Below are 15504 nucleotides of genomic sequence, written 5' to 3'. Positions count from 1 at the left end.
ACATGTTTTTTTTCCATGATTTTAAAATTTACTGTTATTAATTTATTGAAAGTTGATATCTAAACCGGTGGAGGTATATGCCTGCAATCGCTAAGGCGATCAGCAGGCCATTGAACCAGAGATGCTGCGTGGCGGACAGCGTATTGATAAAGCCACCACAATTGCAGTAACTGGAATGCAGCACATACGTGATATAATATAGTGCGCCTGTAAACGCTATCATAAGAAGCAGTGATGCATAGAGTCCGATCAATCGTGTCCTCTCAAATAGCAGTAATGCCGCAACCAGGATTTCAAAACCTATCACTGTAGCTGCAAGAGGCATCGCATACTCCTTGAAATCCTCATACCGCGCCATACCCTGAACGAACGTTTGGAAGTCTACCGACTTTTCAAATGCGGTGTAGACAAATACAAATAAGAATAGGTATGCGATACCGGTTGATAGTGGCGCCTTTGCGGTATGTATGCGTTGTGTTTTCATTTTTTTATTGTTATGTATGTTATCCTGTTATCAAGCCAGCTTATTCTCCGTCACTGCGAATGAAAATGAAGCAGTCTGTTTTTTAAGTTATCTTGTTATTAATAGCCTGTATACTTCGTAGATTCCTCCACTGCGGTCGGAATGACGACAAAGTTGTCTCCTTATCAGCTAGGGGGCTACCCCGAACCTGAATCGGGATAGCTGCCTAACGATGCACCTGTTTCTACCTATCGTGTGCCTTCAAAATCAAAGATATACCAAATAGAAGGTGAGTCAGGGGTTGAAATCTGAGGGGGCGAATGCCGTTTCTGGCCAATAGAGAGGGGTGGAAGAGGGGTGGGATGGAGAAAAGGTGATTATTTATACTTTTCGACTTCTTGTGCAAAACGTGGTTTGCTTAGCGGAATCGCTGTTTTTGGAGGTTTTGATAGGCCCGAAAGGGGGTTGAAAGGGGTGTACACCCCCTTATTTTAAAAAAGTCTCTATTTTTAACGTGATTTATTCCTTTTTCGAAAAGTTCCGTACCTATTGCTACTTATTCCTGAAAATTTTCTAAAATATAGCCAATCACAGGGATGTATTTATTCTATCATTCTCCGTAACATTGTGTATAAATAAAAGCGATGAAATACTCACGTCGCCAACTGACAGATAAAAAACAGATTATACACATATGAAAACAGCAATGTGCAGTATCCTTTTCTTGTTAACAGCTATGACGGCTTGTACACAGGAAAAAAAAGAGGTCAAGCTGCCCTTATATGCAAATGCAAAGATGAAAGATGCAGTTCCTTTCCTAACGAAGCAAAAAAGGTATATCTATGTAGACAGAACCGACCTGAACCCCATCTCGGATCGGTATTACCGCCAGGCATCTTTATTTACACCGACTGGGTTTGCGGTTGTTGTCAATGAAAATTACGAATATAGCGTTATAGATGCCAACGGAGATAGCGTGATCGATTTCTCTGACGAGGAGATCAGTTTGAATAGTGTCAATGGACTGACCTTCTATAAAAAAGAAAAGGAGTACGACAAGAAGATGCCGCTATGGAAATGGGACTGGAATATCATGGGTAGTGGTGTCAAGAAAGAACAGACCTATCATAAAACAGAAATCGGGATACTGGAATCGGGTCAGGTCTTACTGAAACAAGATCTCCCATATCTGGAAAATCATGTCTATTTAAATTTCGTTTCTATAGATGATAATCATATCTATTGGAATGGAACGCTCTACGAAATCAAAAAGAACAGCCTCCGTAAGGTAGAGCATAACATCGTTGAAATGCTGCAAGATGGACGCTTTATCAAAACTTCGAATGGAGGCTTTTCCTTGTATGGATCGGTTAGTAAAAAAGCAATCCACAGCGACATGAAGGGGTCGGAAACTCTTTCTATACGCTATGGGGAGGAGATAATAACGCTGGAAGAAGTCAATAAAGAACGGCACGAGCCTGAAGTCCCTAAACTATTGATAGATGGCAAGTCGGAGGATGTGTATGCTTTCCCCCAATACGATAAGGTATTTCCCAAAGAAATCAAGAAAGCAACTAACGTCCAGATCGATTTTATTAAGAAGACAGGACTGGTATACTCGATCAACAATTCCCCTTACTTTCTGCTCGGGGTTTTCAATTACGATCATGCGGTATGGGCATACGATTGGTTATATATCGATACGAATGGGAATGTCGTAGATCGTTTGGAGCATACGTATCATTTTAAGGTAAGGGACCAGGTCGGCAATTTGGTATGGCCGGACAGAAAAATGATTTTCCCAGATGCGATGAATAGAGAAAGGTGGAAATTTGGCAAGATCACTTCTTATAGTAGGATGGAGGATCTATATATCATTCCTATCGAAGATCAACAGGAAGTGAGAACCAAAGGGGTATGGAACAGCCGTACCCAATCCTGGGAAATAAAACCGGAGTACCAGGATATTTCCGTTCTGGATGTGGACAAAGGTATCTACGCCCTGCAAAAGGATAAAGAAGGCACCTATATACTGTATGACAACAAGGCCAAACAGCAGATCGGATCAAAGGCATATGACGCTATTCATTCGGACGGCTTAGTGCGTGCAATAGGCACCTCTGGAGAACTAACGTATTACTATGTGGATATCTACACCGGTAGAGCGTACAGGGAAGATTCTTAATATTTTATATCATCCATTTAAAGAGGCTGGCACCCCAGGAAAATCCTGCGCCAAATGCCGTCAGCATTACCAGATCTCCGGTTTTGATCTGTTTCAGATTCTGCCATATACACAACGGGATCGTTGCTGCAATGGTGTTGCCTAAATATTCGATATTACTTAGTGCCCGGCCTTCTGGTATATCCAGTGCACGTCCTACAGCATCAATGATACGTTGATTAGCTTGATGAGGCACGAGCCAGTTGATGTCATTTATAGTGAGTCCATTACGGTCTAACACCTGAAAACAGGCATCGCTCATAGACTGTACAGCATGCTTAAATACCGTCTTGCCATCCTGTTTCAAATAACGCTTGTCGGCTATGGCGTCATGTGCATCCAAGGGGTAAAGAGAGCCTCCGCCTTCAATATTTAAAAAAGAGCGCCCAGAACCATTGCTTCTTAAATAAGCATCCATAATTCCACCCTCTGTCGAAGGTTCTAACCAGACAACTCCCGCACCGTCACCAAAAAGGATATTTGTCGAGCGGTCATGGATGTCCACATAGGTACTGATATTGTCTGCACCTACAACCAGCACATTTTTATAACGGCGGGTCTCAATCAATGATGCACCCAAATCTAGCGCATAAAGAAAACCTGAGCACGCTGCATTCATATCGAATGCCCAAACATTATCTATCCCCAGCTTATCAGCTATAATATTAGCGGTAGCGGGCATCGGCATATCTGGCGTAGAAGTCGCTACCAGCAAAGCATCGATATCGTGTATATTTTTGTTATATTTAATAGCAAGGTCTTCGATAGCACGTACGGCCATGTCCGAAGTCGCCAGATTTTCTTCAAGAATCCGACGTTCTTTGATTCCGGTACGCTTCACAATCCATTCATCCGAAGTTTCACAGATCTTCTCTAAATCGAGGTTAGAGCGCGTATTCTCTGGAATATATCCTCCAATACCAGTTATCGCCGCATAAAGTCTGTTCGGTACACTTGCACTCATAAAAATTCAGTAATCACAGTATTTGCTTTTCAGCAGTCAAGTAAAATATTTATATTATATCACTTAATGGTTTATATCTATATGTCCAATTAAGAGGCGTAAAAATAGACTTTTATTCCGCAGTAGAAGAAAATAAGGGCAGATTGTGACAATTAGTTTACCCAAAAACACTCTATTTAGAACGATTCTATATTTAAGGTTTACGATTGTATCGGCCGGTCTTTTCTATGCCAAATTTAATTTTAAATTATAGCTTTTATTAAGAATTTTAAAAGGCGTCCAGTCATTTGGTAATTGGCCTTGCAAAACATATATAAAAGATTTACTTTTGGATTCCTATTCGGGATGTAGCGTAGCCCGGTATCGCGCCAGCATGGGGTGCTGGAGGTCGTCGGTTCAAATCCGGCCATCCCGACCAACAACATGAAGCTTTCTGTCTTAAACAGAAAGCTTTTTTTCGTAACCTACACCTTAGGTAATTACGACGGAACAACCTATTTTGACCATAGATTGTTTGTTTTCAGCCCCTCTTCCGCGTTATGGTGAACGACTGCGGATTAACTCCGACTTTGCGTAAGAACCACATTACAGCTCTTACTCCTAATGTTAAGCTGAGAATAATCCAGATAAGCCAATAATTGTTTTCCCGATGTACGGTCCTTGCCCGAAGTACCTCTTTGCCTTTAATGGGTGTCATTTTACCATCCCTGATCAGCCCCCGTATTGCATCAGTGCGGATATCTTTTTCGAGCAGCTTACTAACTGTAGCTTGGTCCGCAACACGGTATATAGTCTTCCGAATACCTTGGTTATTGCCGAGCTGATCAAAGTAAAAATAATCTATGCCATTTTTCCACACTGCACCAAAATTGTAGTTCACGGGACCAACTCTCTGCCATGCCGCTGGGTCAACAGGTTCATCCAATTGATAGATATGTGTGGACTGTGATTTTAGCCCTGGATCGCGTCGCCCGCCCCATAACTCGCTCGTCTCTAAATAAAGAAGCCTTTTATTATCTGAAAAAATCAGTGGTTCGATCTCTATAAAGTTAGATTCGTTGAAAGGATTTTCTTCTAAACGCATCACCTCCTTTTTCACTGCATCATAATAGAATACACCGGACTTACTTAAGAAGAAGCTGTGAAAAATGTGACCACCATGCAATGATAGCTCTTTATAGGGAGCGTAGCTCTTGTCGAAAGGTGTGGCATTTACATAAACCATACCTTCTTTAGGGTCAACTAGGTAATTTTGTTGATTCTGAGCATCGAAGGCAAGCGCGTGCAGCTCCTTGTTTGCCTGTAGAGGGAGAAGCTCGTTCTTATAGTATACATGCTCGTCGTCTGCAAGATAAACGAAGCTGAGACGAATATCACCATCATTGTATACTAGTGGTAGCTGTTGTAAGGTTAAGGGGTTCGCTTTGTCCAAAAGCTCACCTTGGTAATAAACGAGCTTACCGTTGGTGGCAGCACGTGCTTTTAACAAGGTCGTGTACACACTGTTGCCCTCTTGTAGGAATTGGAACGGATAGATATCCCTTTGGGGCTTATCGGCTACTCCTGCGCCGTATAGTATTTTTTTCAGCACAAAAGCAACACCAGATAGATCCTTATTGGGAACACTCATGGGAGCGCAATAGCAGGTCGTTTTATTATCCGTAAAATAGCCTTCTCCCAGCGCGCTGGCAGTCGCCGGATCAAAGCCGGGCACAATTTGGTTGCCACAATAGGCAAAATTCTTGTCTACTGCAAACTGACGGTTGGAAATATGCTCGTCTAGGGGACGAAAGCTAGCGGCATCCGCTTCCTTGATCAAGTAATAACCACTACTCGGAACCACCGCGTAAATCTGATTATTATAATTGGTAAATACGCCATTGATCTCCTTACCATCACGGTATAGGTTACTTAGGCTAGGCTCCGTGCCAAACTCACCTATTAATAACAATACCGTTGCCGATAGTAGGACGATGAGAAAGGTAGCCCCTGTAATTTTTACTGCCCTAATACCTTTTTTGCTCATGTCTATGCTATCTGGAATGAATCTTTAATTTGAAGAAACCCAGTCTTTTATCATCACCTGCTGCAAAGTAAGTATTTCTAAAATAGAGCTCTGTTTCACCGTTCCAAAAGATGTTTTCTAACGTACAGAGATCAAAACCTTCAGAAGTAAGATGTAAAGGAATCTCCCCAAAATGAACATAATGATCTCCCTCCATACGCTGAATGAAATAAGCAGAGCACTCTTGACCAGGGAAATAGCCATTTAAACGGAATTGTTTGTTTGGTGTATATAAGATATACGCCGGATTTCCAACCTGCTCAGCGCCGACTATACCTGTTCGCAAGTCGATAGCAAAATCTGAAGAATGACCGCCTTCAAATAAAAGAATCTCCTCAGTCGGATAATACCGGTAGAAACCGATATAGGCAAATTCTGTATTGTCCCAAACGCTGACTGTATGGCCGTTGCTCGCGCGGATTAGGCATAAATTATCTCCATGGGTCAGCGTATCTACTTCCATCACCCCATGGTTAAAACCAACGTTGCCGAACACTGCTCGCCCTGTAAGTATAATTTTAGCCCGCTCGAAATCTTTGATATAGGGCAATGTATCAGTTTTTGGCAATAGTTTGCCGCTGGCTTTAAAGAATGATATAGAATCTATTTTATAGACACTTATAGTGTCGTTGCTGAACAAAAGATCTTCAACTACGGTAGACTTCTGAACAGTATCTTCTGCTATAAGGGGGGCTCGCGCTGTATTGCTGCGTTGCTGGCAGGATAAAAACAAAGTGTATAGCAATATCGAAAGTAACTGTTTCATAGTTGATCGTATAAGGTTGAACCGCTGTAAAAGTAGCGTTAATAGGTAACAGTGTGCTAAGTCATTTACAATTCGTCCTATTTCGCTTATAATATGAAACGGATTGTAAAGAAGGAAGGGCGTATTGTAAACGTATAGCAATAGTGCCAGATTGATTGTATTATTTTGAAAGACAAATCGAATTCGACAAAAAGTACGATTTCCAAACAGAAAAAAATGATATTGATCTCAGGAGCTCTATTCAGCCCTTGGTTCTTGTCAGCACTTTAATCACAGCGACCTGATATGTTTAGATTTTTTAAAGAATTATTTAAGACTAAAAAAACAGAATTGAAAAAGGAAGAACCTGCAAAGAAGAGGAACGATAATCCGGATAGTGTACTTTCAGATATTGTATGGGCTTTCAACCGCAAACCTTATGACTCACAGATTGACTTTGATAGGGAGATAGAGCGCTATCAAAAAGACATTCTTAAGTCGAAGGCCTACTGGAATGGAGATGAGGTCGTTATTAATGAATCTGAAATAGAGATTACTTATGAAGCATGGATTAAAGATTTAGATGACCTGAAATCCAATGAAGAGCTGCTCGAAGATGAAGGGGATGTCTTTGACGCAGACAATGAATACAGCGGCTTTTTCCAGGTGGAGATCTCGGCCAAGCTACAAGCGGCTAATGGCCGTAGCTTTTCTGCATTGGACATCATGTACCAGATGGAGCACCAGCTGAGTAATAAAGAATTGGGCGACCATATATTCTTCGAAGGATTCCAACGTGCGCAGGATTATAACGGACCTCTTCCATTGTATTATATGATATGTGGAAGCTAGCTAAGCAAAAACATTTACATTTTGCTGTTAATAAATAACAACCTGTACTATTTCACTAGAAAAAGGCCTTTTTTTAAAAATCGGCATGATTATTAGTTAGTAGAACTAAGATATATAATTGTAAATTCGCCCCCTGAAAAACAACCTGCTAATGATACGAACAGCTATAATTGAAGATGAGCCTGCGGTGCGGGATGAAATCATCTACCTGTTGCGCGACGAAAAAGATATTGAAATAATAGGATGGGCAGATAGCGTGTATGCTGCTGCTGATTTAATTGAACAAACCCAACCTGACCTCTTATTGATGGACATACAGCTTGGCGATGGCACAGCCTTTGATGTCTTGAAAAAGCTGAACACAGTTCCCGAAAATATAGTATTTATCACCGCTTACAATCAATTTGCTATTAAAGCCATAAAGTACGGCGCCCTGGATTATCTTTTAAAACCGGTAGATCAAGAGGAATTGGCAGAAACCCTAAACCGTTACCGCGGTAAACGGGATAGAAATCCACAATGGACACAACAGCTCAATCTCGCTCAGGAATCGCTATCAGCGACAAATACATTACCAGAGCACATAACGTTGAGTTCGTTAAACAATATACGTGTTGTAGCGGTAGCTGATATATTATATTGCAAAGGAGACGGCCCTTATACCTTCTTTTTTCTAAATAATGGCAAGAAAGAACTGGTCTCCAAGCCACTCAAGTACTATGAAGAACTGTTACCGGCACCTTATTTTCTACGTAGCCACCAGTCTTATCTAGTTAATAAAAACTACGTGTCGGGTATCAATAAGTCCGAGTTTCTTGTCCTCAAAAACCAAGAGGAAATCCCTGTATCTTCGCGAAGGAGAAATTATATAGTTAACCTGTTATCGGCTAATAAATGAGACACTCCTTACCATACCTTATAGTTCTCTGTTTTTTTTTCCAGGGCTGTCAAAATAAGCCAAACGAAGAAGTCGCTAAAAGCACCTTAGCGACACAAATCAAGGAGCTAAATGATATACAGCCCAATCGAGACAATATGGATTCTTTGATGGCGGTCTGGCATGCATTGGACGACCGCGCGGTCAAAGGGAAAGATACGGTCCAATCCACAGATATCAAATACAATTTAGCACGTCTGTATGCGATGAAGAAAAGTGATTCATCACAGTATTATGTCGAGCAGGCATTGGAACTTATAGAGCCGACCAGCGGAAATCTGAAGCAAAAAGCGCTTATCTATAATGGTATGGGTAATATCTGGGCAGAAAAGGCAAAAGAACACCAAGCTGGCTACTATTATAATAAAGCAGCAAGTATTGTTTTAAGCGATACCGCTGTGCCTTTATCCTTAGATGCAAAAGGAATCATGTTGCTTTCTGCAGCGCAGAGTAATAGAAACCTATTCCAGTATGATCTAGCACGAAAGATGCACGAAGCGGCTATGCCGATTACAGACAGTCTGCCTGCAGGACACCTTTACAAGCAGCGTGTATTGGTGCAATCTATACAGCTCATGGCATTAGATAATACGCCTGCGGACACCATGAAGATCTACTTGGATAAGCTCGACAAACTGCATCATGAAAACCAAATGTCTTATGACATCAGTTTCTATTACGAATGCAAAGCCAAATATTTTGATAGAATAAAACAGTTCGATTCCCTCTATTACTATCAGGCTAAGAAAAATCAAATTGACGAGCAGCGCTTTGAATTTTCGGCAATCAATAGTGCATCGGTCAATACCATGTTTATCAGTTACGTGAATATGGCCGCGACTGCTGTATCACTCAAACAACCTGCACAAGCATGGGAGGCTTTTAAAAAGGCGGGACAGATTATGAAAGAGTATGAAGATCTGATTGACACGAACAACCTTATCTTATATCAACGTAATCTGGCTTCACTATATCAGCTTCAAGGTAATAGTGAGCTGGCTTTTACATTAATGAACGGTGTATATAAACTTCAACGTGACTTTTATCAATCCAAAAACAATCAGGCAATCGCCGAAATGAATGCCTTGTACCAGATACAAGCGAAAGAAAGGTCCATTAGGGCGTTGAATGATGATATTGCGATCAATAAGCTACAGTTGCAGAAAAACAAGCTCTTATTAACCATTACCATATTGACCGTAGTATTGTTGATAGGGGGGATGTTCTTCTTGTATTATTTCTTCCAACAACGGAAAGTAAGACAAGAAAAAGAGAAAATACTACTGCAGCAACAATTGCTGCGTACACAAATGGAACCTCATTTTATTTTCAACACACTTGCTGCTGTTCAGAGTTTTGTTCGATTAGACCGTAAGGAGATTGCGATAAAATACCTCAATCGTTTTAGTAGATTGTTGCGAAGCAGTTTAGAGTTGAGCCGTGAAAAGGAAGTCCCATTGGACGAAGAAATAGAAGCATTAGAAAACTATATGAGCTTACAGCAAATGCGTTTTGAAGATGCATTTGTTTATGAGCTTAATATTCCGGATGAACAAGATCTTGGTGCAATAATGATCCCCCCGATGCTTATTCAACCTTATGTGGAGAATGCAGTCTTACACGGAGTCGATTTTAACGACCGCACAGGACGGATTGTCATTGACATGGAGATACATAAAGACGTTCTTGAGGTTACTATAACGGACACCGGCAAGCAACAGGAGCATAAAGTGAATGCACATCGATCCCTTTCTGGAGCAATCAGCCAAGAGCGTATCATGTTGTTGGGCAAAAAAGCCAAAGTCACAAGTGGCACCACCGAAGGAGGTAGAGGTACTAAAATTGTACTACTTATCCCTGTTGTCTACGCATAACGCTTCAGATGCCATAGAAAAGACAAGGGACAGGTTTATTCCGTTTCGTTAAGAAGGTTCTTATTTTTCACAATAAGATACCGTTGTTTTTCCAACGGTAGAAAACCATACTCATAAACGAAATAGTAAGTCTGTCCCTTTGACGTCAGTAAATCATGGGTATGGTATTCCTTGTCAAACCCCAATGTCAACAACCGGTCTTCATTTACCTGTACCATCTTTTCATCTCTGAGCAATCCCGATAGTATTTTTCTGTTTTTGTAAAGCTGTCTATTAATTTTTCGAACAATATTGCTCTCATCTGTATTCCGACGGTTATTATAGCTACTACGACAAGCATCATTACAGAAACGTTTATCAGAACGTCCTTTAATAGGGGCTAAGCACTCCAAACACTCTTTCTCTTTCATAATTTAACTTTCATTTATCCGTTTGTATCCGATTATAAACGGATATAAACGGATATAAACGATTAACATCCGACTATTCGTTGAGTTGGTTATAATTTTGGTTAAACCTTTGGCAATCAATACAGATATTGCCGCAGGCGAAATTACTTATATTTTTTGATAATTTAAATTTTACGGAAATGAATGCTTTAATGAATCAAGTCCAGCTTATTGGACGCTTAGGTGCCGATGCGGAAATCAAAACTACAAGTCAAGGAGCTAGAGTCTCTAATTTCAGAATTGCCACGAATGAAAGACTGAAAATGAACAACGGACAATGGAGAGAGCTTACACAATGGCACAGCTGTGTGGTATGGGGAGATCTTACCAAAGTCGTCGAACGATTCGGTCACAAAGGAAACTTATTCATGATATCCGGAGCGTTACAATATCATGAATACACTGATGTGCATGGTATCAAAAGAAATGTTGCCGAAATCAAAGTAAGTCAAATCTTAGTTTTGGACAGCTCCAGATCTGGTATTCCAAGCGATGTGGAAGAACAAGAAGAAGCAGTTTAAAAGAATATGTTAATCCTTCATTAGCAGCAAAAGAAAAAAGCCGGAATTCCTTGTTAGAGGATCCGGCTTTTGTTAGAACTAAATATATCAATTAAAAATCAAAGCCAGCCACTTCAGCTATCTTTTTAGGGATATCTGTATTATCTAGCTTTTGATGAAATGTTTCGGCACCTTGACCAATAGCATACACGGGCACATATGCTGCAGAATGATTCTTAGAAGACCAAGCTATAGTTCCCAACTTATTCAGCAACTCGATGCTCAATGTCGCGATCTTGTCGTCACTAGCGTACAAACTTTTTTCTGTTTCATTATGATGGTCTATAAAGCTCTTCTTATAAGCTTCATAGATAGGAGCCTCCGCTTTTTCAGAGACCTTCAATACTGACCATAATCCCAGGTTATCACCTAACAGTTTTTTTACTTCATCCCAGCTCGCATTTGGATTACTTTTTCTCAGTTCACCTATTTTAGCCGATAGGCCACCTTGGGATACCTTTTGATGTGCCAATACTTTCGTGTTCAATGTAGAGCTTCCATTACCGATTCCCAAACCACCCGTCTCATGATCAGCCGTAACCACGATGAGTGTTTCTTTCGGATATTTTAGGTAGAATTCATAAGCAAGCTTTACGGATTCATTAAAATCCAATACTTCTTGTATAGTTGTAGCGGCATCATTTGCATGGGCAGACCAATCGATTTTACCGCCTTCAACCATCAAAAAGAACCCTTTATTATTATTAGTGCTCAATGAGGTGATAGCCGCTTGCGTGATGTCTGCCAATTTAAAATCACCTGCTTCCTGGTCTATAGAGAATTTGAGGGAGCTTGCATCCGTTCCATCGATATTCATCAATATCATACGTTGCCCTTTATTTTTCTCCTTTTCAAATGCCACTTTGCCTTTTACGATTTTATATCCTGCTTTTTCCAATTGAGGAACCAATGCAGGCATTTCTTTCTTGTCAAACGAGGTGTTCGGCTTCAAGAATCCAGAACCTGCAAAGAAATCGAAGTTAGACTTGATAATATCCTTTCCGATCTCGTAATACATATCTCGATGCGCTTGGTTGGCGTAGAATGAAGCCGGAGTAGCGTGATCAATGCTCACACTTGTCGTGATACCCACCTTCATCCCCTTCGCTTTAGCCGCATAGGCAATACTCTTATAGGCGATAGTCCCTGTGCTATCCATTCCGATTACCCCATTTTTCGTCTTTTTGCCGACCGCCAACGCCGTACCACCAGCACCAGAGTCAGTCACACCATGTGATAACGAGTTTGTAGATGCAAAACCCACATAAGGAAATTGTGTAAACACCAAAGGTGCAGTACCATTGACACCTTTCAATTCAGCTTGATGGATTTCGGCCAGATTAACCTGGTTCAATCCCATACCATCACCGATAAGATAAAAGATATACTTAGGTTGCTGTCCAAATACATGGACACTAAAAATAACAGATAGGAGTAGTAAAGAAAATCTTTTCAATAGCATAGTAAATTAAATAATTTGGTCAAAGATAACATTGGGATATAAAGTTAATGTTAAACTACACAAATAAAACGACTCAAACAAAAACGTTACACCTTTGTTTAACTATATGGTAACCAATAAAATTGTAATGTTATGGAAAACAATATCTTGCAAAATATTCAATCTTACTTCACAGAAGAGGTCATCAACAAGCTGGCTGTCCATTTGGGAGAAGATAAAGAGAAGGTAGCGAAAGGCGTCAATATCGCGGTTCCTTCACTTTTATTAGGACTTCAGAACCAATCGAAGGAGGGGCTCACGAGCATCTTTCAGTCTGCTAAGCATCTGTTTGCCAGTTTTGATCTGCACGACGCCCTCGGGAAATATTTTTCCAAAGACGACAGAGGCGAAAGCGCACACTTTGAAAGTGATAATATCACGAATGAGATATTTGGAAACAAATTCACCGGTATTACCCAATCTATCGGCAAGTACCTTGATATGAGTCCCGAATCTGTGCGCAGCCTGTTTGGTGCTTCCGTACCTGCAGTTATTTCTGGAATCACCCAAAAAGGAGGACATTGGGATGTCGCCGAAGTCGGTCAGTTACTCCAGACCAACCGATCTTCGTTTGCTTCTGCCATTCCTCCTGGGTTGGGACTTGGAATGTTTGGTAGCCTATTTGCTAAGGCCGATGTCGCTAAAGAGATCGGTGGTCCCAACAATAGTGACGTAGATTCACCTAGTCCGACACCGTCTATGGTACATACCCAACGTGACACCGATCAAGAAAAAAAAGGAGCAGGCGTATGGTGGCTCCTTATTCTAGTACTTATTGCAGCACTATGGTTTTTATTTGGAAGAGGATGTGGCAGCGACAAACAAGTTACTTCCGAAACGGCCAATACCTCTTTGGATAGTAATCAAAATATAAAACCCGATAGCAGCGGGAGTGTAGGTAGCCTTCTGATAGATGTCAAACTTCCCGATGGCGATAGCCTTAAGGCATTTTCTTCGGGCATAGAAGAGCAGCTTATACAATTCCTGCAATCCGACTATAAAACATGGACTGACGAACAACTGAAAGAAAAATGGTTTGACTTTGATAATCTCAATTTTGAAACCGGCACTGCTACTGTTACAGCGGACAGCCAGGTTCAACTGGTCAATATTGCACGCATTCTGCAGTTATTTCCAGACGCAAAGATTAAAATAGGAGGCTATACCGATAGAACCGGAGACGAGGCTATCAATAAAAAGGTATCACAAGAACGTGCAGATGCTGTAAAAAACTACTTAGATAAAGAAGGGTTAAGTGCGCAGGTAGTGGGAGCAGAAGGGTACGGTTCAGAATTTGCGAAAGTAGCTTGGGATGCTCCAGATAAAGAAAGGGCTAAAGATAGACGTGTTGCTATCAGTGTCAGAAAATAAAATTTGACGAGGTGTTCCATAATCGGAACACCTTGCTTATTCCTTTTCAGCTATATCAAAAGTTTCCTTACTTTTGAATGACGCCTTTTACAAAGGCCTTGTGTCGTGTTCAAAAAATGGATATACTTATAAAAAAACAGTTAGAGCAGGAGTTTGAGACCTATATGTTTGGTTTTTTCAATGAATTCAAACGCTTTTCCCTAGAAGACTTCGGAAGCTTTGCCGCTACGTTACTCAATTATTACATCAATAATAACAGACTGTCACAGTCGGACAAATCCGAGGCTTCTTATTATTTGGTCACCCTTTATAATAAGGGCATAGGTAATCGTATTACAGAAGAGCATTTACAAGTAATCTCCAAAACCATTGCTGATGATTCGTCCATAGACTTTATGGTCGCACAGCGCCTACTCTAACCCCTCTGGGAGAGTAGGTTCGTGGAATGTCCAGACCAGATCCTTCACAGCGTATCCTGATAGTTCCGCGTAGCCGAGGTATTTATCCCTTACTTCTGTAGGTATCGTCTTTGTACGGGATAAGATCCACATATAGTCCAGATTATCGCCAAATACCAAAGCGTACTCATAATTACCATCGATATGCATGATATGATAACCCGAGTAGAAAGGTCCAAAAAAAGAAACACGCAAATTTCCATCGTTCGGTGCTCCCGACAGCTTAGCTTTGCCAACAGATTGTTTTAACTTCTGCGTGCGCATATGAATACCGCTATTCACTACACGTATACTTCCATCTTCATTCCTACTATATTCCGCCTTTACATCCTTTAGGTTCTTCTCCCAATAGAAATCCATCCGCGCTATCTCGTACCAGACACCAAGGTAGCGATCCAGTTCAAAATCCTGTATAACCGGAAGCTTGCTTTTCACAGGTTTCCATATATTGTAAACTACTGCACCGGCAGCCGCTCCGGCCAACAATAAAAGTGACTTCTTTTTATCCATATCAATTTAATAACAGACGTACTCTATAAAAGTTTAATCTATTTTTTAGTTTTGTAAAAATAAAAGATTTGTATTCTAGAGAAGAAGTAAAAAAACTGAAAGAGGAATTCTGGACCACCTTCGGTCAGTATATGGTGGGAATAGCCTCTTCTGATAGTGAAAAAATCAACTGGGTCAACTACAAGACCGGAATCAAGCAGCTGTATTTTCGGATGGATGCGTCCAACAAGTCCGCTATAATCATGATAGAAATGACACATCCCGACCAAGGTATCCGCGCATTGCTATACGCCCAGTTTGAAGAGTTGCGCCCTATCCTGCAGGATACATTAGGCGAGGAGTGGGGATGGTATCCCGAGTATTACGATGACTATGGAAAGGAAACTGCACGTATAGTCTGCACACTTGACAAGGTGAGTGTCTTCAAAAAAGAAGACTGGCCCAAGCTTATTTCATTCCTCAAACCACGAATCATCGCGTTGGACGAGTTTTGGTCCACCGCCAAATATGCATTTGATATTTTTAAATAAC

At 40.9% G+C, this 15504-nt stretch carries 15 protein-coding genes and 1 tRNA gene; 9 read left to right on the top strand and 7 right to left on the bottom strand.

Annotated features, from left to right (window positions below):
* Positions 1-37: 37 nt before the first annotated feature.
* Positions 38-484: a MauE/DoxX family redox-associated membrane protein gene (locus tag JKG61_RS10755; protein WP_202102983.1), complete on the bottom strand. Its 447-nt coding sequence runs from the start codon at positions 482-484 to the stop codon at positions 38-40.
* A gap of 673 nt (positions 485-1157) precedes the next feature.
* On the opposite strand from JKG61_RS10755, the gene JKG61_RS10750 reads away from it, so the two are divergent.
* Positions 1158-2648: a hypothetical protein gene (locus JKG61_RS10750; RefSeq protein ID WP_202102982.1), complete on the top strand. Its 1491-nt coding sequence runs from the start codon at positions 1158-1160 to the stop codon at positions 2646-2648.
* Between the two features lie 4 nt (positions 2649-2652).
* Here the strand turns inward: JKG61_RS10750 and JKG61_RS10745 are convergent, their stop codons facing one another.
* Positions 2653-3651 (bottom strand): beta-ketoacyl-ACP synthase III, encoded by a 999-nt coding sequence (locus JKG61_RS10745; protein ID WP_202102981.1) that lies wholly within the window; start codon positions 3649-3651, stop codon positions 2653-2655.
* Positions 3652-3992: 341 nt separating this feature from the next.
* Between JKG61_RS10745 and JKG61_RS10740 the strand changes: the two genes are divergently transcribed.
* Positions 3993-4069: transfer RNA gene (locus JKG61_RS10740), tRNA-Pro, on the top strand.
* 102 nt (positions 4070-4171) lie between these two features.
* On the opposite strand, the gene JKG61_RS10735 is transcribed toward JKG61_RS10740, so the two are convergent.
* Both JKG61_RS10735 and JKG61_RS10730 read right to left on the bottom strand, forming a co-directional pair.
* Positions 4172-5677, bottom strand: a complete 1506-nt coding sequence (locus JKG61_RS10735) for a DKNYY domain-containing protein (RefSeq protein ID WP_202102980.1) — start codon at positions 5675-5677, stop codon at positions 4172-4174.
* 7 nt (positions 5678-5684) lie between these two features.
* On the bottom strand, positions 5685-6482 hold the full coding sequence (locus JKG61_RS10730) for a hypothetical protein (protein ID WP_202102979.1): 798 nt from the start codon (positions 6480-6482) through the stop codon (positions 5685-5687).
* Positions 6483-6812: 330 nt separating this feature from the next.
* Here JKG61_RS10730 and JKG61_RS10725 point away from each other — a divergent pair, with 330 nt between their 5' ends.
* The 3 genes from JKG61_RS10725 (at position 6813) to JKG61_RS10715 (ending at position 10124) form a co-directional block, all read left to right on the top strand.
* The gene (locus JKG61_RS10725; protein ID WP_202102978.1) at positions 6813-7313 is read left to right on the top strand and encodes a hypothetical protein; all 501 of its coding nucleotides are present in this window, start codon (positions 6813-6815) and stop codon (positions 7311-7313) included.
* A gap of 151 nt (positions 7314-7464) precedes the next feature.
* Positions 7465-8211 (top strand): LytR/AlgR family response regulator transcription factor, encoded by a 747-nt coding sequence (locus JKG61_RS10720; RefSeq protein WP_202102977.1) that lies wholly within the window; start codon positions 7465-7467, stop codon positions 8209-8211.
* Positions 8208-10124: a sensor histidine kinase gene (locus JKG61_RS10715; RefSeq protein ID WP_202102976.1), complete on the top strand. Its 1917-nt coding sequence runs from the start codon at positions 8208-8210 to the stop codon at positions 10122-10124. Before JKG61_RS10720 ends, JKG61_RS10715 begins: the two co-directional genes overlap by 4 nt.
* A gap of 35 nt (positions 10125-10159) precedes the next feature.
* Here JKG61_RS10715 and JKG61_RS10710 read toward each other — a convergent pair whose 3' ends face one another.
* A complete protein-coding gene (locus tag JKG61_RS10710) occupies positions 10160-10534 on the bottom strand; it encodes a hypothetical protein (protein ID WP_202102975.1) in 375 nt (124 codons plus the stop codon).
* Positions 10535-10713: 179 nt separating this feature from the next.
* Between JKG61_RS10710 and JKG61_RS10705 the strand changes: the two genes are divergently transcribed.
* A complete protein-coding gene (locus JKG61_RS10705) occupies positions 10714-11094 on the top strand; it encodes a single-stranded DNA-binding protein (RefSeq protein ID WP_202102974.1) in 381 nt (126 codons plus the stop codon).
* A 91-nt stretch (positions 11095-11185) separates the two neighbouring features.
* On the opposite strand, the gene JKG61_RS10700 is transcribed toward JKG61_RS10705, so the two are convergent.
* Positions 11186-12595 (bottom strand): alkaline phosphatase, encoded by a 1410-nt coding sequence (locus JKG61_RS10700; RefSeq protein ID WP_202102973.1) that lies wholly within the window; start codon positions 12593-12595, stop codon positions 11186-11188.
* A gap of 132 nt (positions 12596-12727) precedes the next feature.
* On the opposite strand from JKG61_RS10700, the gene JKG61_RS10695 reads away from it, so the two are divergent.
* Both JKG61_RS10695 and JKG61_RS10690 read left to right on the top strand, forming a co-directional pair.
* On the top strand, positions 12728-14005 hold the full coding sequence (locus JKG61_RS10695) for an OmpA family protein (RefSeq protein WP_202102972.1): 1278 nt from the start codon (positions 12728-12730) through the stop codon (positions 14003-14005).
* Positions 14006-14121: 116 nt separating this feature from the next.
* Complete coding sequence (locus tag JKG61_RS10690) at positions 14122-14424, top strand: hypothetical protein (RefSeq protein WP_202102971.1); 303 nt, start codon at positions 14122-14124, stop codon at positions 14422-14424.
* Here the strand turns inward: JKG61_RS10690 and JKG61_RS10685 are convergent.
* Positions 14416-14973, bottom strand: coding sequence for a lipocalin family protein (locus JKG61_RS10685; RefSeq protein ID WP_202102970.1), 558 nt, complete (start codon positions 14971-14973; stop codon positions 14416-14418). The two genes, JKG61_RS10690 and JKG61_RS10685, sit on opposite strands and share 9 nt — an antisense overlap.
* A gap of 68 nt (positions 14974-15041) precedes the next feature.
* Here JKG61_RS10685 and JKG61_RS10680 point away from each other — a divergent pair, with 68 nt between their 5' ends.
* Positions 15042-15503 carry a DUF4268 domain-containing protein gene (locus JKG61_RS10680; protein ID WP_202102969.1) on the top strand — a complete coding sequence of 154 codons (462 nt, stop codon included), beginning with the start codon at positions 15042-15044 and terminating at the stop codon, positions 15501-15503.
* Position 15504 lies beyond the last annotated feature (1 nt).

This window comes from Sphingobacterium faecale, assembly GCF_016746095.1.
GTDB lineage: Bacteria > Bacteroidota > Bacteroidia > Sphingobacteriales > Sphingobacteriaceae > Sphingobacterium > Sphingobacterium faecale.
The sequence above is the reverse complement of the archived record's forward strand: the minus strand, read 5'-3'. Positions and strand labels throughout refer to the sequence as shown.